The following is a 17792-nucleotide window of genomic DNA, read 5'->3' on the forward strand; positions in this document are numbered from 1 at the left end:
GCGAGTAAATGAGTTCGTCCCCGGTTCTACAGCGTCCCCGGCTGAATCGTACCCTGCACGGTGCGATCTTTGGCGCCATCGTCAGCAGCTACGCACTGCCGTCCCTGGCGCAATCCTCGAGCGTTGATCAAACCCAGCAGGTTCACCAGTGGAACATTCCCGCCGGGCCACTGGCTCCGGCGCTGGACCGCTTCGCGCGCGAGGCGGGCATTAGTCTCTCCTTCGATGCCCCGAGCGTGGCGAACCGCAATACCCGGGGCGTGAGCGGCACACTCGATACCCCTGGAGCCTTGTCCTCATTGTTGCAGGGCAGCGACATAGAAGTGCAACGACAAGGCCCGAACGCTTACCTGCTAACGCCGCAAACCAGGGCTGAGGGCGAACTCGACGACTATCGCCTCGCGCCCATTCTCGTCAACGCCAAGGCCAGGATCGACGGCACCGAAGACGCCCACTCGGTGGTCGCCCAGGAGCTGTGGGTCGGCGGCAAGGTGGCCACCAGCATCCTCAATACGCCCGCCTCGGTTTCCGTGGTGACCGACAAGGAAATGCAGCAACGCAGCGTGAGCACGACCGAAGAGCTGCTGCAGTACACGCCGGGGGTCATTACCGATTATTACGGCACTGACGACCGCAACGACTACTTCCAGATTCGTGGTTTCCAGGCCACGACCTATCGGGACGGCCTGACCCTGGGCTCAATGCGTGGCGTGCGCGAGGAGCCTTTCGCCTATGAGCGCGTCGAGGTGATACGCGGGGCCAACTCCACACTGTTCGGCCCGGCCGACCCGGGCGGCTCGGTGAACTTCGTCAGCAAGAAGCCACGCTTCGACAAGTTCGGCCAGGGCTATGTCACCTACGGTTCTTTTGACCATGTCGAATCAGGCATCGATGTTGGCGACTCGTTGAACGAAGAGAAAACCGTAGCCGGTCGCTTCACCGCAAAAATGCAAGACAGTGATCGCGAGTACGACCACTCCCGGGACGACAACAAGTTCTTGATGGGCGGCCTGACCTGGTCCCCCACGGACTTCACCTCGGCCTCGGTGATCGTCGACTACCTGAAAACCCAAAGCTCGCCCAACAGCGGCGGTTATCCGCTGGACAAGGAATACGATCGCAAGAAGTTCTACGGCGAGCCCAGCTACAACTTTCACGATGTCGAGCGCACCAACATCAGCGGCACCTTCAGCCATGATTTCGATAATGGATTCGTGCTGCGCAGCAACCTGCGCTACAGCGAACTGACCGATGATTTCGGCTATGTGTACCTCAGCGACTCGACGACTCGCACCGGAACCACAGTCCCTCGCTACATCTTCGGCACTGACAGCGAAGCCGAGCAACTGAACGGCAACTTGATGCTGCAATACGATGCCCGTTTCGAAAACATCGACAGCAGTACGTTGGTGGGCGTGGAGTATGGCGATTCCTCGACTGAGGAAAGCTCCATCTATTCCCCAACCGGATCCATCGACCTGGCCAACCCGGTGTTCACCGGAGTTCCAAGCGGCGTAGCGCCCTACAGTAACGACAAGCTCGATACCAAGACCAAGGCCGTGTTCTTGCAGCAGAACCTGTCCTTCTACGAGCGCTTTATCGTCACCGCCGGCGTGCGCAACGACTCGCTGGACCTGTCCAGCACCGACATCAACAACGTAAAAGACTCGGATAACTTCTCGGAGACCTCTTATCGCGGCGCGCTGACTTATATCGTCAACGACGAAGTGTCCACCTACATCAGCATGGTGGAGTCGGTCTCGCCGCCAACCGTTGGCGTTATTCCCAAGACAGGCAAGCAGTACGAAGTGGGTGTGAAATATGCGCCCATCGGGATGGACGCATTGTTCTCGGCGGCGGTCTACGACTTGACCCAGGAAAATGTCAGCATCGCCGTCGTGCTACCGAGCGGTGTCATCGAGCAACAAACCGTTGGCGAATCTCGTGTACGCGGGCTGGACCTGGAGGCCAAGGCCGAACTGACCCCGAACCTGAGCCTGGTGGGTGGCTATTCCTACATGGAGTCCGAAGTGTTGCGCGGGACCTTGTACGACGGCAGCTCGCTCAAGGGGAACGAGTTCGCCACGGCGCCAAAGCACTCCGCGTCGCTGTGGACCTATTACAGCGTACCCGACACCGATGTCAGCGTCGGCCTGGGCGCACGGTATGTTGGCTCTTATTACTTCGACGCCGCCAACACCGGCACCAGCGACGGCACGACGCTGTTCGACGCGGCTTTCAACTACAAACTCTATAAAGGCACCGACCTGGCGATCAATGTCAGCAACCTTCTGGATGAGCAACATGTGGTCGGTTCAGGGACCGCGAACTACTACAACCCGGGACGCGAGGTCACGGCGAAGTTGAGTTATAACTGGTAAGCGGCGACTCGTTGCGGGGCTCGGTCTGATGCCGGTCTGCTAAGGGCCAAACAGCTCAGCCCCCTTGGCGAATAGCTTGCTCCCACAGGACTGATAGTGACCTGGGATATAAAGATAAACGCAGATCCAATGTGGGAGCGGGCTGCTCGCGAAGAGGCCGGCACAGCCAGCCACCCCATTGACAACGATCAAGGGCAGCAGGTTTGCTCATGCAGCCCTTTTACCGGCCAGAACATCAGCCGCAACCTGCGCAACAAAGCCGTACCCCACCGCAGATTAAAAATCAATTTGCCTGCCGCCGATTTGGGTTTCCGCATCATTTTGACCAGCACCCATAGCCGAAGCGCTAATTGCATTTTGATTTGCCCAGTCACGAAGCTTTGTAAACTCGTCTTTGCGCATTTTGCTCATGGGTACTAAACGCGAAATAGTCGTTTCAAAATCGGCCATCGTCAGATCGCTTGCATCACCAGAGCCATTCATCCGCCGTGAGAACGCTTCAATCAGCGACTCTCCGACCCAAGCTTCGATTTCTGCACCAGAAAGCACGATATCCTTACCAAAATTCGACTCGCCTCCTAGAGCTGACAAGCGCTCCAGATCAAATTTTTCCGGGTCCCGTTTCAATTTTTTCAGATGTATTTCAAGAATTTTCTTTCTTTCTAACGTCGACGGGAAGTCAACGAAAAATATTTCGTCAAATCGCCCCTTTCTCAAAAGCTCTGGAGGCAAGCTGTTGATGTTGTTGGCGGTAGCAAACACAAACACCGGCGCCGTTTTTTCTTGCATCCAGGTCAGCAGGGTGCCGAATACGCGTGTAGCCGTGCCACCATCAGATGCTCCTCCGGAGGAGCCGGAAAGTCCTTTTTCAATTTCATCGATCCATAGGATGCAGGGCGAAATAGCTTCGGCAGTCCGTAGCGCGGAACGAATATTGGATTCTGAAGAGCCCACCACTCCTTGGAAGATTTTCCCCATGTCCAAACGCAACAAGGGCATGTTCCATGACGACGATACGCATTTCGCTGTAAGAGACTTACCGCAACCAGGCACGCCAGTTAAGAGCAAACCCTTCGGGGTTCCTACACCGAACTCCTGAGCCACCTGCCCAAAACATTGGCTACGCAAATGGAGCCATTTCTTGAGCGTTGCCAACCCTCCAACATCCTCAAGATTTACCTTCGAATCAATGTATTCCAGGATACCCGTCTTACGTATGATTTGTTTTTTCTCGGAAAGCAGATCTTTTACAGTATTTTCATTAATACTCAGGCTGGAGACCAGCGAACGAGACAAGCTATTGTCAATTTCCAATCCCGTGAGGCCCAAAGCGGCATCAATGAGTTTATCTTTGGTTTCGCTAGACAGATCAATCTTGACGCTGCTGTTGCCTTGCCAGGAATTAACAAAATTATTTATCTGAGCCTTGACTTCATCTCTTGAAGGCAAAGGAAAATCAATCAACGTGATTTCCTTTTGAAGATCATTGGCAATTTCAAAACTGGGTGCCACGATAATGCAATTGCTTCGATACCCACGTGAGCGGATATTGATGGCTAGATCTCGAAGCCGACGACGATAGACAGGATTTGAGTTTGAGGCAAGATAGTTGTGAGCATCACAAAAAATAAAAATATTTTTGCTGCCCTCCTCTTTCGCCTTCTCTTCGCAAAAGTCCAAGGCCATTTTCAAATCATAGGTTTTATCCCCTGCCACGACGCCATTTATTTGGACACCTTGCGTCGAGTTCCAAACGAACAAGCGATGGCTAAGCGCCTTGGCGATTTCAGAAACTTCATTGAGTACGCGCTCTTCCTCGAAAGATTCAATGACCAGAATCGCATAACGCGCCTTAAGGTAGTCTGTTATCTGTTTGGTACGGCTCATGCCTGTTATCCCTGCGTTTGGACGGAGTTATATATACACCGGAAGACCGGTTTTGGTAACGCCGGAATTTGAAACGACAAACTCGACAACTCTTCTAGTACGAAAAAAGTCAACATCGACTCTCTCGCTGGTCTTGATAATCTGCTTGTACTGATAGGGATGTTTCGCGTTTTGTCGATACCGACCCGCCAGCGTTAAGTCCACCGCCTTGACAACACGAATCATGGCCTCATTCTGGAATATCTCCTTTGGCGTATAGCCTGTATAGAGTATCCAGTTCTTCTCGCCATTGACGGCATGTATCAATTGTTCCAAGGCTGGCGCCTGGTCGAGCGGCTCACCTCCAGAGAGGGTAACCCCAACTACGCCCAGTGCATTGATCTTCTGCGCCAACTCGTCAATAGGCATCAACGTCTTCGCTTCGCCAGCGTGGGTCCCCGGGTTGAAGCACCCCTTACAATTCAGCGCACAACCCTGCACCCATAATGTCAGGCGCAACCCGGGGCCGTTAACGCAGCTCAACTCCATATGGTGGACATTGATTTCCATTTAGAAATTCGCGCTAAGAACTTGAAGGGTTTGCTCTTCGTGGACTACGGTATATTCCGGCTTCCACTCAGTCACCAGCTCCGCAGTAGGACTGGAAAGTAGAGATTCAAGCACCTCGGTAAGCTTTGTGCAAATGTCGCCTTTCACGCCATGCACCTCCTCCGTGATTTCATCGCCCGTAAAGGTGACAAGGATGCCGTACTCATAACTGGGTCCAAATTCAACCTCGAACCCTAGAAGACTTTCTTTCACTCTCGCTGGAATACCGGATGCATCTATGCGCTTGATGGTTTCATCGATGGCTACGCTGATATACGCTTTCTGAAAGCGTAAAGCCAAATCAGCCATTATCGCTTCATCGGCGGTGGAAACGGTTTCCCGCTCGATGAGGAGTTTGTAGGAGCCCTCCTCGACCTGGCAGACAAATAGATTGAACTCATCAGCGGTTTGGCCACAGATAGCCCTGAATTGCTGTTGCCCCATGTACCCGATTTTGCTCAAGACCCTTTTACTGAAGTCGCTGGCAAAGACGGAAACCAGACCAGTCGTTGGGCTAAGGCCCATCTTGCCGAATGCTTTGACAATGGCTTCTTCATTTACATAAGAAAATTCAAACTTTGTACAGTGAGACATGTTACAGCTCCAGCTTGCGCCCAGGAACCACCTCTTCGGCGTTCTGGATAGCCACTAATACGTCAGGGGCGACCTCAATGTTGCGCGTAGGTGCCATGGATGCAAGCGCGGCCTTAGGCGCAGCAACTTGTGGAGTTGGGGCTGGAGTTCCAGAGTTGACAACCACCCGACGCCTTGGTGTTGCCTGTGATACACCACTACCCCCCAGGAGACTTGCGTCAATGGCTTCCAGCAGCCTTCTTATTACCAAAATGGGGCTTGATGTGAGCTTTTCATATAGCCCAACGCACAACAAAACATCGGCCCCATCATTGAATTGCAACTTAACGAAGTAATTTTGATTTTCACTGCCACCAATGCCAATGCGCGAGATCTGATTCAGATCCCGTGACAGCTTTTTCCAAAGATGCCCATCATACGACGCTATGATTAACTTCGTCGCTGTTACGGCAAAAGCATTACTACCTACTGCGACCTCGTCACTCGCAAAATTCTGGTAGCTGACCAGAATCTTTTCCCCGACAGGGAACCCAAGTGCGGTTGCCAAATATTCATTGGTTGCAAAATCGATATCTGCGTGAAATTTCAGGCTTTTTGACAGAGCATAACAGCTATAGGCGGCTACAGATCCAGAGGCTAATACGCTCAACGCATGCTCCGGTGCAAGAATCAAAAAAACTGCGACAATAAAAACAATGAGTCCATAGGCGTAATTTACGGCAGTCTTTGAGCTGAGTTTTTTATTTCGATAACCCTGAAATGTCTTGCCAGGAATATATTTTTTTGAAGGTGCAAATAGCAAAGTGCATGCACCGAAAAAAACCACACAAATAAGCCCAATTGCCGCTTGACGCTTCTGCCCACTTTGCAGGCCATCAAGAAACATCCATGCACCGGTAACGATGAAAACAGGCAAGGATGCGAGTACTGCAAGCCCCGCTTTCTTACCGTGGATGGCAATCATCATTTTCCACATCGGGATAGTCTTTATCATTCACAAACCTTCTAGGATGGGTGCAGAAGCGGGTAGAGAGGGGAAAGCTGTAGCACTACCCAAAGGCACGTTGATCGTTGTCACTGATGTTGCCGAACCTTTAGCCATTGGTTTTGGCTTCGCAGTACGCGCGTTGACCGCCGTCGCCGATGTTGCCGCAACCGGCAGAGCGTAGGTACTCAACATAACAACGCAATGATAAATCTCATCACTCTCTCCATGTGCGTCAGGAATCGCCTAGCGCTGACTGATCCAAAAATGAGCTTGCTGGTGCAGTGTACAATCAAATTGACATCATTTTCTGGGGAAGTTCCACCGGACGATTCGGACGTACGGGTTTATGCTTTTGGTGGCCCCAAGGTTCGCGCCTCGTGGATTTCATCTGCGCTGCGTACCCGGCCTATTCCTATCAGGGCGCAAATACGCCGACGAGCGTCAGATGCCGGGGCCGCTCACGTGGGCCCGCAGCCTTGCCAAACGATCCCAACCCTCTGCGCTGACCTTCGAGCAATTACGCAACGACAACCTTTCCAGCGGCAACCGCTCCAGCACCGACACCATGGCAGACGTAAGTTGCGACTCCCCCGGGCCGGCTTCAAGCGTCAGATCCCGTAGCGGCAGCCCCGCAAGGTGGGCGACGCCGGCGTCGGTCAACCAAGGGCTCTCATATAAGCCCAGGCGTTGCAGCGGCAAGTCACGCAAGCACGCCAAGTCGCCATCGCGCAGGTCCAGGCCGCTGATCTCCAGTTGCTCCAACGGCAGCCCCATTTCGCTGAGCTTACGCAACGTCTTGCCGTCGATGCCTTGGCAAAAACTCAGGTTGAGCCTTTTAAGCGGCAGGCCGGCCAGTTGTTTCAGTTCCTTCCAAGTGATGTCGTTCAACGAGAGATCCAGCGACTCCAAATCCAACCCACGCAGATCGCTCAACGTATCGGCGCAGACGCCCCGCACATCGCAAAGCCCCAGGCGCTTGAGTGGAAAGCCGTGCAGCACATCGAGCTGTTCGATCATCATCCGCGACGACTTGAGATCCAGTTCCGCAATCGGCATGCCTTCGAGTACTTCCAGTTCCTCCTCGCCCACATAAGCCGATTGAAGCGAAAGCCGCTCGATGGGCAAACTTCGGATAGCGAGCACCGCGGCCTCGCTCGCGTAACAGTCATCGAGGCTCAGGGACCGCAGCCCGGTCAGGCGGGAGAGCCAGGACGGATCTTTCAGAACGGCGCCGCTGCCCTCGATCGACAGCTGTTCCAGCGAATGACCGCACACGTGCGCCATGCCTTGCGAAGTGAGCTCACCGGCACGCTGTAGGGTGAGAGAGCGCAATTTCAGATGCGAGAGTTCGAGAAGACCGTCGTCGGAAATTTCATCGCAACGATTGAGCGACAAGGCTTGCAGCGGGCTGTTGGCGAGCTGCTTGAGGAAACGGTCGTCGAAGTCGTCACCGTAGGTTTCCAGCTTCAGGCTGCGCAGCCGTTCGAGTGAAGGTAGGCAGGTGGCATTGTCATGGCGGGAAAAGCCGCTGATTTCCAGCGTTTCGAGAGCAAGGCCTGGCAGCCGTCGCCAGAGCTCCGGGTCGCAACTGAACCTCGGGCTGTTGAGCACCAAGGTACGCAACGGCAACCCGGCCAGGGCGTCGAGCCACTGCGGCTCGGCATCATCGATTTCCACATGGTCCACCGGCAGGCCCCGCAACTGCGGCAACAACGGCCCGGGGCGATTGCGGTGGGCGGTGGTGTGCAGTTGGGCAATAGCCAACTTTGCCGCCGGATCGCCGAGGCCGGCGGCGACACGCAGGCCGTCCAGGGACGCGTCGCCGGTGTTCAGCAGCTCGCAATAAAGTGACGCCCGTGTGGCGATGTCATCGGGTGAAGCGGCGAGTCGGGTCATCAAGGCGTTGCGGTTGGCAGTCTGCACTGTTCACGAGTCCGAAGTGAGCGGGCGCGGCTTACGCGGCGATTTTCAAGAAGAGTTCGATAAGTGCATAAGGGAAGCACAAAAACCGGTCCCGCTGAAGATGCCCGCTCGCTGCTTTACGCACGGAGCCGCCGAACACAAACGGCCCCCCCGTGGCGAGGGAGCTTGCTCCCGCTGGGCTGCGAAGCAGCCCCAAGATATCAAGCCATCCACCTATATTCTGGTCAGGCCGCATCCCAATCTCCAATGCGGCAACCACCTGCCGCCCTCATCACAAAAATCCTACGCCGCTCTCAGAAACAAGCACCTTGCGGCCTCCGAGGGATGAAGCCTATAGTCCGCCCGTCGCCCAAATGGCGATTCAGGTTTGGCGACCTGACACTAGAGAATGCGCAAGCTGATGGCTTTTTTGCAGTCGCTTGTGCACCCGCAAAGTCGTTCTATGGCGGCTGTGCGCGGGAGACCCTAGGGTCTGCCGGTTCTCTATTGCCGGTTCGCCAACCTGCGTACAGCTGTCACCCCATCGTTTGGCGACGTTTGAGTGACGGCATCCACTTAAATAGAGAGCCAAAACATGAACCGATATATGCCCATCACCGGCATCGACATTACCCCAGCAACCCTGCTGATCGACACCGAAGCCCCACTCGACGTCCTCTTCGAAACCGCCGACTACCGCATCCGCACCGTGACACAGCTACTGGAAAACATCGCCTTCCGCTCGGATATGAGCTCCGATACGTTGGTGCTTTCCGACTTTTGCAAATTGCTCACGATATCGCTACGCGATGGGTGTGATGTGATGGATGTGCTTGGGAGACGCTTGCGGGCGCAGGCTGCGGAGTAAATGAAAACGGGCGACTTGTGGTCGCCCGTTTTGGACTATTTGGAATAGGCCACGATTAAATACAGAACGATTGCCAGTCAACTCATAATCGTCGGGCTGCCCCAGATACCCCTAGACTATCCCTCAAGCAACCCCAATTACTCTCCGAGAGTTTCGATGAACACTGCCTGCTCGCTGGAATATTCAGCAGAGACTTCTTTAAATTGCAAACATAGGGACTCTCTAGACTTTAAATCAGACATTTGAAGAGTCGCTGCAAGCTGTTCAAGGGCTTGGATAGCCGCATCTGGGTTCACAACATCTTCTTGGGAGAACTCAAGAAAACTGCCATCTCGATGATCGCGCGCACGACACACTTATTGATTTCCTGATTCATGAACTACCCTCACTGAAATATTTTTCGAAAACATCTTGGCACGTCAGTTCGGCCAACGGCTGAGCTGCAATGAAGTCAAAGGACTCTCAGCTACATCCGTCGACAGGCTAGGCCTGCCAACGGATGTGGCTTTGGCAATGAAAGCCAATGTTGCCATTGTTCAAGCATTGCAAATTCAGATTGTTTATTTAGAAGAGCGGTTGGTACATGAAGCGCGCCTGCGTCCGGAGTTTTCATTGTTAAAAACGATGCCTGGAATTGGTGAGGTGCTGGCTACGGTCATCATGCTGGAGACGGGAGATATCGAGCGCTTTGCCGACGTAGGTAACTTCGCCTCCTACGCCCGTTGTGTAAAGAGTGCGCATTACTCCAATGGCAAGAAAAAGGGCGAAGGCAATACCAAGAACGGCAACGCTTACTTAATCTGGGCCTTTATTGAAGCCGCTAATTTTGCCCGGCGTTTCAGCGAGGATGCCAAACGCTTTTTCGAGAAGAAGAAAGCCAAAACCAATACCGTGGTCGCCACCAAAGCGCTGGCGCATAAACTGGCCCGAGCGAGCTACCACATCCTGGAGGAGAAACAGCCTTTCGATGCCAAATGCTGCTTCGCCTGAAGGCGAGTTAAGGTGATGGCCGGTCAACCAAAAAGGGACTGGGCGCGAACCACAAAATCTGAGTGGCGACCGGCTGTCACCGCCTGAGCATGTTGTAACCGGGTCGTCTGCCAAGTGAGCCCGCTGAGACTGGACGTGTATTTGCACGAGCCACAGTTCTGCGACACGTTTTGGACACATTGGCGGCACCAACGTTTCTCTGGGGCAGGTCACTGCCAAGGCGGTGCTTGAAGTATCGTTACCGCTTGATCCATATGGGTGTCAGGCACGACTCGGTCGTAGCCATTGATGAGAAAACGGGTACGACGGGTTCAACCTGACAGGCTCGAGAAGGGTAGACCCTGCTGTTAGAGACAGCAGGGCGAGGTGGCTTTTAACCTTGACTTGAGACCGGCTAATGGGTATCCCCTTTCCCGGCCCCCTTTCCCGAATTTTGCTCCTGTTAAGGAGCGAAAATTCATGCTGAAAAAGGGCGTATTGAGCAGAAAGACCGTAGGTCGTCAGGGTGGGTGCAAAAGAGGTGCACCTTGAGTGCAGAAAGGTTGCAAATAGGATACAGAAAGAGTGCAATCAGGGTGCATGTAGGGTTCAACAGCAACTGAAAACACTGGCGCAAGTGCACCGGATATCAGCCAAAGCAAATGCCCCCTGAAAATTCGACAAATAAATGCAGGACAATCATGAATAAAAAGCAACTAAACGAAACAAGCAAGTTCCTAAGTTACATCTTGCGCCATGAGCCGCATTCCATTGGACTTCAGCTGGACACGGAAGGTTGGGCAGAAATTGATTGTTTAATTGCAGGCGCAGCTAAGGAAGGGCGAACTTTAGATCGAGAGCTAATTCTGTCTATTGTTAGCAGCAGCGATAAGAAGCGTTTTTCTATTTCTAATGATGCGCAATACATTCGAGCTGTGCAGGGGCACTCAAACGGAAGTGTAGACCTCCAACACATTGAGAAAGAGCCCCCCGAGTTTTTGTACCACGGAACTGCAACTCGCTTTCTAGAGTCAATTCAGCAACAAGGATTAATTGCAGGCTCTCGCCATCATGTGCATTTATCACAAGACATGACCACAGCCGTAGCTGTCGGACAGCGATATGGAAAGCCTGTGGTGCTAAAAGTTGAAGCCCTCCGAATGCACCAACAGGGCTTCAAATTTTTTCAGGCTGAGAACGATGTATGGTTAACGGACCATGTCCCCAATTTTTTCATACATCAGGTATAGCCTTTATCTTCGATTCGCTTAGATTTATATCGGAAAGACTCTTCTTTGGCAGCACTAAACCATTCAGAGAAACCAGAGTAAGCCAAATTATCCCAAGGACTTAACTTCGGCTTTGAATAATCATAAATCCGCACACATGAACTGCCTTCCTTGGCCTCCCCATCAAAACAAGCAAGAACAACCCAGCCATCATTATACAGCCCTGACTCATCTTGAATAATTGCAAAGGGGACTAGCGCCGCCCCCGAAAACTTCAAAAGCATAGAGCTATAATAAAAAAGAGATGTCGCCATATCTTTTGATAGAAACCGCCAAGGCTCTATATCTACAAACTCATCAGCTAAAACCATATCTAAATAATCAATAGGGAATTTAAAACCATCAGGTAAAATTGGAAGATCGTACAAAAAAGTCTTCATTATTTACCGCCTCCAGAAATACGTGGTGGCTCTGTTGAACCGTGAGGATTGGAAGTAGAAAACCCACCTGACTGCTTGTTTATACGACCAGTAATGGCCTCTCCCCAAGTATTAAAACTCTGCCACCCCCTAGCCTCTTGAATAGCTGGCGTCAATGGATCATCAAATCCACGAACGTTAGCTTTAACGTCAATCCCCGCCTCTCTGGCCGCGGCGATTCGAGTGTTATCCATACTAGTCAGCTTGCCATCAGGCATTTTAACGACGTCAACTGGATCACCTTTCCAACCATTAGTCCGCATGCTTTGAACCAAATCGTCGTATGTGTAATTTGTACCCGTTACTCGGTCAGTTTTATTGAATGAAACGCTATTCTGCGAGAACCGAATATCATCAGCCGCATGAAGTGTGGCACTGCCTGCGCCTTTTGCACCACCACCCCTCTCCGGCAAATCACAAGGCCCAGTGTTATGCACCCAGGTCTTGAGCTCTCCCACATAGAACGTGTGGCCGATGTCTACCGTCAGGTTATACGTCTTACCGAATGGTGCGTAAAGCTCCAGCGACTCGACTGCCGATGAGGTATTTTCTGTCTCACCGTCAGCCAGGGATTGCAGCAGGTCGCCAGGCTTCAGGTCGATAGCGGGGATAAAATCGCGTTTGGCAGGCACGTAGAACGGATGACTCGGCGTAACCAGCAGTGTTTCGCCTCGCTCGTAACCATCGTGACGCACGCTTTTAAGTTTGAGCCGATAGATCGGTTGGTCGCTGCGCTGATGAGTAGCGAGGATCGCCGCCGCAAAGGGCTTGCCGCCTTTTTCCGGCTTACTCCATACCACATCGCCAACGTTCAGCGTTTCGATGGCTCGGTCACCCTGGGGCGTTGAAACCATCGTCCCAGCTGCAAAGCAGCAGGGGCCTTTGGGTTCTGCAGTTGGATTACTAACCTTCCCCTTTCCATCCGCTACCGTCACTGACGTAGGCTCTTTCGAACCTCTACGTTTCGAAAGCACCCCTGTCAATACTGAGGCCATGAACTGACCGCCGCCGATCAGGAATTTATCATCTTCGTCTTCTTTCTTGAGGTCGTAGTCTTCAATCTCATCTGCGATTCCTTTGCCCACAGTCTCGTTGAGTTGCTCGACTTCATCGAACAGCGCCTTACCCTGCTTGGTTTCAGAAACTGCGTTGATGACAATCAGCTGCACCAGCCCTTTGGGGCCTTGCGCCATGGCGACGACCATCGAGATTGCTTGCCGCTCGTCCTCGTGCTCGTTGGCGTATTTATTGAACGACGAGGCTTTACGTAGAATTCCTTGGGCTAGGCTGTACTCTTGAGCGTCGGCCTCTACCTTAGTGGGGGGAAGAACGAAACCGGAGTCATCCCTCGCTCCCGTGTCAGATGAGGACGCCTGAATTTCATTGCTGATCTGCTCGACCTGCTTAACATCCACACCAGCCAGACGGCCGACTTCAGCCAACACCTGGTTCTGAAACGCTGGGCTCCCCATGGTCTTCATGGCCTGCGCACGCGTAAGGCCGCCGATGATCAGTGCCTCCATGGTCTCTTCGGCGAAATCGACGCCCACCATCGCCGAGGCACTCGCATCCATTTTCCGCCCCAACCCCGCCTCGATCTTGTTGACCGCCGCGTTGAAGTCGTAGCCGGCTTGCTGGAAATTTCTCTTCGCTGTTTCGTCATAACTGCGAAGTTGTTTGGTCCACTCCTTGGCCGTTTCATACGGCGTAAGGACGGCCGTCACGGAAGACTTGCTTACATAGAGGTCTGTACGGTGTTCATCATCGCGGGTGATTTCGTAGGCGTTGTCAACGTTGCGGTTCAAACCTTGCGTTGAGTCGACGACAGTCCCAGCGTCGTTGCGAACGACGACGTCACCTGCTCCCACCGTCGCCCGTACGATTTGCTGGCGGTCCTTCTCATAGTTCCAGCCTTCAACACTCCAGCCGTTCTTGTCCTTTTCGCCCTTGCCAACCTGGCTACTGTCCTGGGCTCCGCCGCCACCCTTGGAATAGCTGCCACCGACGTTCAGGTAATAGCCATGCTCCTTGTCCTTGCCAGCGATGTCGCTGAAGCCCAGCGTGCCGGTGTCGAGTTTGAGCTTGCCGGTATCCGAAGCGATAAGCGCCCCGTCGAGCTGAGTGTGATTTTCGGTACGAATATCGACATTGTTCTGCCCAGTGATGCGGGTCTGTTGCTCAACCCATTCGGTCGATCCAGTGGTCTGGCCGTAGCCGACCGAACCACTCACACCAGCACCCGGCCCCACGGTTACCGTCACACTGAGGTCGAATTCCTTGCCTTCGACCTTGCCCGTATCGGGCAATGACGAAACATTGAGGTCGCGACCTACACGACCGATGACTTCATCGCCACGCAGGTCTGCACCAGCAATATTCGTATCTTTGCCACTGGTGAAACCAAGCCGATTACCCGCGTACAGATAGGCCTGTTGTTGCCGTTGGGCATCCCGCTCCAGGTTGCCTTTACCCAGATTGACGCTGGCGTAGATGCCGACGCCTTCAGAACCGACGCTGAGGCCCACTTCCCCGCCACCGCTCTTGCGGCTGCTGTCGTTCGCGCTGTCGTTCTGTGCGGCGCGGATGTTCAAGTTGTTGGCGGCTCGCAGGTCGATATCACGCTGAGCCTTGACCTGGGCGCCAATCAAGTTCAGGTCGTTGCTCGCCCGCAGGTTGACGTCACGCGCAGCATCCAGGGAAGTGACCGTAGACGTTTGCTGCTCGCTGTCACCACTGGCAATTCCGTTGCTACCGCCAACGCCAATCTTGAAGCCGCCGCTGGTTCCGCCATGAACGCCGCCCCAACTTTGCCGCTCACGTGTCTCTTCGGCATAACTGCCCTTGGCTGCATCAAGGGTGACGTCACGTCCCTCGATATTGATATCGCGACCGGCGATCAATTGTCCGCCGCTGACTTGAACGTCATTGTTGGCCGCAATGTTCAAATCGTTGCCCGCGTTCAATGTCGAAGCGCGACGAGTCTGTTCGATGATCTGCTGGCTGGAGCTCTGCTTGCTATTGCCGATTTTGGCGTCGAACGTAGGTCCTGAAACGAATTGCGAGATGCCGTCCACTGCCCTCAGTGTGCTTGACGCCTTACTGACGTTGTCTTCTCCCTGACCGGCTCCATTGACGGCATCGCGGGTTCGGCCATAGTTGTGATTGACGCTCAGGCTCGCACCGTTTCGCTCACTCTCGCGTTGATGCTCAAGCAGCAGTGTTTCACGTGCAGCGTCAATCTTGATGTTCCGTCCTGCCGTGAGGTCAACGTCGTTAAAAGCCTCAAGGTCCGAACCGGTCTGGTTGATATCTCGCTTGGCATTGACGGCCAGATCCTGACCGGCATTGATCTGGCTGGCGGCAGCGGTTTGTTGCTCGAGCCGGTTTTTCTCTTTGGTACGGTCCACACCCGCGAAAAAATTGATGCCGTTGGCATCCGAAGACACACCGATTCCAGCCTGCTTGTTCTTTTCCCAGTCACGCTCGGAACGGCTGTTCTGTGCGGCCAGGACATTCACATCACGCCCGGCATCCAAGCTGACGTTGCCACCGGCCTTGATGCTGCTACCAATGACGTTGATATCGCGCTCGGCCTGCAAAGCGGCATCTCGCTCGGCGCTCACCTGGCTGCCCACGCTGGTGCTGCTTTGGGCTTCGCGTCCAGCCTCCTTAGCCGAAGCAAACGACAAGAACCCACCCGAAACCGAGAGCCCGGTTTTCTTCTTGTACTCCTCGGTTCTGCTGTAGGCCGTGTCATTGGCAGAAACGAGATTGATGTCGCCGTTTTTATTGACCAACCCCGCCCGCAACTCAACATCATTGCCGGCAGTGGTTTCACTGGCCCGCACACGCAGGTCATTGCCGGCGGCGATTACCACGTCGTTGCCTGCTTCCAGTTCGCTGGCGACCTGGGAAGCGGTGGTCTTCAGCTCGCTCTTGCCGCTTTTCGACAAGCCGAGGAAGCCTGATTTGGTTTTCTTGCTGTAGGCGCCGTGTTCTTCAACGCCCGACAGCACGGCGATGTCGCCCGTGCCGCCCAGCATCAGGTCGCCCTGGGCCTTGAGCTGGCTGCCCACGACTGTCACATCGCGCCCACCGTTGATGCTCATGCCGCCATTGGCGCTCTTGTGGGTGTTGACGGTCAGGTCGTGTCCGGCATCCACCACCGACGCTACGTTGGTGCTGGCGTAGCTTTCCCGCTGCTCACTTTTGCTGCGGCCAAAGGAGCCTTTGCTTTTCTTCGAATAGAACTCGGCTGTTTCGTCCTTTGCCGACAAGAGACTGATGTCGCGACTGGCATCGAGAGCAACGTTCCCGGCGCTTTTCAACTGGCTGGCGACCAGGCTCAGGTCCTGCCCCGCCGTGGCGCTGAGATCGCCGCCCGACTGAACAACCGACGACTGCTGGCGAACCAGGTCGTTGCTGCTTTTGACCCGTTTGCTCTGGGACAAGCGATGGCTTTCGTTGGCCGCGGATTCGATGGCGATATCGCGTCCGGCGCTCAGTGCCAGGCTGGTCTGGGCGATGACATTGCTTGCAACGACCCTCAGGTCTTGCCCTGCGGCCGCCTTCAGTTCGCGGCCCACCGTTACACTAGAGCCATTCTGCGTAATAGTCTGATCCCGGTACTTGCTGCCCAGCACATTGCCATCCGACTGCTCCGCAGCAGTGATCTTCAGATCCCGAACAGCGCGCAAGGCCGTGTCGTTACCGCTCTTCAGCACCCCGCCGACATTGGCAATATCCCGCCCAGCGCCCACGCTCAGGTCATGACTCGCCTCGATCCGCGCTGCGCTATCAGCAAAATCCCGCTGCTCGGTCTTGTAACCGGTGCTGCTGGCATGGCGGGTGATGCTCCGTTCGTTGGTCACATCTCCGGCACGGGCAACAACACTGACATCCCGCCCGGCAATAACCCCACCCGCCCGGTTGCTCAGGTCATTCCCCGCCAACGCATCCAGCCGATTCCCCGCCTCCATCAACCCACTGTTGACCAGGCTGTCGTTCGCCGTAGCAACCAGATTGCTGGACGCTCGCAGCGTCCCGGCATTCGTCAGGTTCTTACCGGCAATCAAGCTGACGTCACTGCCCTGGATCAACGCCCCATTCGCCGCCAACCGATGATTGGCATTCGCCAGGTACAACACCGGCACCAGCACTTGTTGCCCCTTCACCGTCTGGGTTTCCATCCAGACGATGTCGTGGGTCAGGGCGGCGACTTGTTCGCTGGTCAGGCTGACGCCCAAGGCCAGGTTGAGTGTGTCCTTGCTGGCGATGGCGTTGTTCATCAGGTACTTGAACATGCCGTCGTCGGAGGTCTGGCCGTCGAGGAAGCGTTGGCCGGTGCGGGCGATCACGGCCTGTTGGATCAGGCGTTGTTCGTAGAAGCCGTCGCCCAGGCGTTTGGCGGCGATGTCCGGGTCGTAGCCGAGGTTGCTCAGCAGGTAATCCGAGCTCATGAACCGGCGGATGTCGGTCAGGGCCGGGTTGGTTTCGATCAGGTATTTCTGCGGGTTGGCCTGGAACGAGCGGTCTGGCAGGCCGCGCACTTGGCTCAGGCCGCTGCTTGAGGTCGGGGTGCCGGTGCCTTCGTTCAGGCGGAACAGGCCGTTCTGGCCGGTGGGCAGGTCGAAGCCGGGCAGGGTCACCGGGTTGACTTGTTGCTGGGCGAGGTCCGGTGGGAGCTGGCGGTTGACGGTGACGAGGGTCGAGAATTTCCCATCGGTGTCGGTGCGCGGGCCGGTGCCGACATCAGCCGATAGGGTTTATGCCCAAGGCCATGGCGGACGACTACCCGCGATCCTCATAGAAATCCTACGCGCCCCTCAGAGACAAGCGCCTTGCAGCATCCGAAGGATGGAGTCTATAGTCCGCCCGTCGCCCAAATGGCGATTCAGGTTTGGCGAC

The 17792-nt window shown here is 54.6% G+C and carries 10 protein-coding genes and 1 pseudogene; 4 read left to right on the plus strand and 7 right to left on the minus strand.

Annotated elements, in window-relative coordinates; genetic code table 11:
* Nucleotides 1-8: 8 nt before the first annotated feature.
* Nucleotides 9-2381 (plus strand): TonB-dependent siderophore receptor, encoded by a 2373-nt coding sequence (locus RGM2987_RS23550; protein WP_245145201.1) that lies wholly within the window; start codon nucleotides 9-11, stop codon nucleotides 2379-2381.
* Between the two features lie 276 nt (nucleotides 2382-2657).
* Here RGM2987_RS23550 and RGM2987_RS23555 read toward each other — a convergent pair whose 3' ends face one another.
* From RGM2987_RS23555 to RGM2987_RS23575, 5 genes are all read right to left on the minus strand, one after another.
* Nucleotides 2658-4268, minus strand: coding sequence for an AAA family ATPase (locus RGM2987_RS23555; RefSeq protein WP_245145202.1), 1611 nt, complete (start codon nucleotides 4266-4268; stop codon nucleotides 2658-2660).
* A 27-nt stretch (nucleotides 4269-4295) separates the two neighbouring features.
* Entirely contained in the window at nucleotides 4296-4817 is a 522-nt protein-coding gene (locus RGM2987_RS23560; protein ID WP_245145203.1) for a 4Fe-4S single cluster domain-containing protein, read from the minus strand.
* Entirely contained in the window at nucleotides 4818-5450 is a 633-nt protein-coding gene (locus tag RGM2987_RS23565; protein ID WP_245145204.1) for a DUF2997 domain-containing protein, read from the minus strand.
* A gap of 1 nt (nucleotide 5451) precedes the next feature.
* Nucleotides 5452-6444, minus strand: a complete 993-nt coding sequence (locus RGM2987_RS23570) for a hypothetical protein (protein ID WP_245145205.1) — start codon at nucleotides 6442-6444, stop codon at nucleotides 5452-5454.
* Between the two features lie 435 nt (nucleotides 6445-6879).
* The gene (locus tag RGM2987_RS23575) at nucleotides 6880-8361 is read right to left on the minus strand and encodes a leucine-rich repeat domain-containing protein (protein WP_245145206.1); all 1482 of its coding nucleotides are present in this window, start codon (nucleotides 8359-8361) and stop codon (nucleotides 6880-6882) included.
* A gap of 574 nt (nucleotides 8362-8935) precedes the next feature.
* Between RGM2987_RS23575 and RGM2987_RS23580 the strand changes: the two genes are divergently transcribed.
* The 3 genes from RGM2987_RS23580 (at nucleotide 8936) to RGM2987_RS23590 (ending at nucleotide 11427) form a co-directional block, all read left to right on the plus strand.
* Nucleotides 8936-9208, plus strand: a complete 273-nt coding sequence (locus RGM2987_RS23580) for a hypothetical protein (RefSeq protein WP_245145207.1) — start codon at nucleotides 8936-8938, stop codon at nucleotides 9206-9208.
* A gap of 411 nt (nucleotides 9209-9619) precedes the next feature.
* Nucleotides 9620-10198, plus strand: coding sequence for a transposase (locus RGM2987_RS23585; RefSeq protein WP_245145208.1), 579 nt, complete (start codon nucleotides 9620-9622; stop codon nucleotides 10196-10198).
* A gap of 680 nt (nucleotides 10199-10878) precedes the next feature.
* A complete protein-coding gene (locus tag RGM2987_RS23590) occupies nucleotides 10879-11427 on the plus strand; it encodes an RNA 2'-phosphotransferase (protein ID WP_245145209.1) in 549 nt (182 codons plus the stop codon).
* On the opposite strand, the gene RGM2987_RS23595 is transcribed toward RGM2987_RS23590, so the two are convergent.
* Together RGM2987_RS23595 and RGM2987_RS23600 are read right to left on the minus strand one after the other, a co-directional pair.
* Nucleotides 11418-11846, minus strand: coding sequence for a hypothetical protein (locus RGM2987_RS23595; protein WP_245145210.1), 429 nt, complete (start codon nucleotides 11844-11846; stop codon nucleotides 11418-11420). The genes RGM2987_RS23590 and RGM2987_RS23595 overlap by 10 nt on opposite strands.
* A pseudogene (locus RGM2987_RS23600) lies at nucleotides 11846-17635 on the minus strand (hemagglutinin repeat-containing protein); the annotation flags it as partial. The gene RGM2987_RS23595 and the pseudogene RGM2987_RS23600, both read right to left, overlap by 1 nt.
* Between the last annotated feature and the right edge of the window lie 157 nt (nucleotides 17636-17792).

It is taken from the genome of Pseudomonas sp. RGM2987 (assembly GCF_022952855.1).
Lineage (GTDB): Bacteria > Pseudomonadota > Gammaproteobacteria > Pseudomonadales > Pseudomonadaceae > Aquipseudomonas.

Excerpts from the sequence above, each read along its gene's own strand:
- RGM2987_RS23590 (WP_245145209.1), top strand. The coding sequence starts at position 10,879 with ATGAATAAAAAGCAACTAAACGAAACAAGCAAGTTCCTAAGTTACATC.
- RGM2987_RS23555 (WP_245145202.1), bottom strand. The coding sequence starts at position 4,268 with ATGAGCCGTACCAAACAGATAACAGACTACCTTAAGGCGCGTTATGCG.
- RGM2987_RS23580 (WP_245145207.1), top strand. The coding sequence starts at position 8,936 with ATGAACCGATATATGCCCATCACCGGCATCGACATTACCCCAGCAACC.
- RGM2987_RS23560 (WP_245145203.1), bottom strand. The coding sequence starts at position 4,817 with ATGGAAATCAATGTCCACCATATGGAGTTGAGCTGCGTTAACGGCCCC.
- RGM2987_RS23565 (WP_245145204.1), bottom strand. The coding sequence starts at position 5,450 with ATGTCTCACTGTACAAAGTTTGAATTTTCTTATGTAAATGAAGAAGCC.
- RGM2987_RS23595 (WP_245145210.1), bottom strand. The coding sequence starts at position 11,846 with ATGAAGACTTTTTTGTACGATCTTCCAATTTTACCTGATGGTTTTAAA.
- RGM2987_RS23550 (WP_245145201.1), top strand. The coding sequence starts at position 9 with ATGAGTTCGTCCCCGGTTCTACAGCGTCCCCGGCTGAATCGTACCCTG.
- RGM2987_RS23570 (WP_245145205.1), bottom strand. The coding sequence starts at position 6,444 with ATGATAAAGACTATCCCGATGTGGAAAATGATGATTGCCATCCACGGT.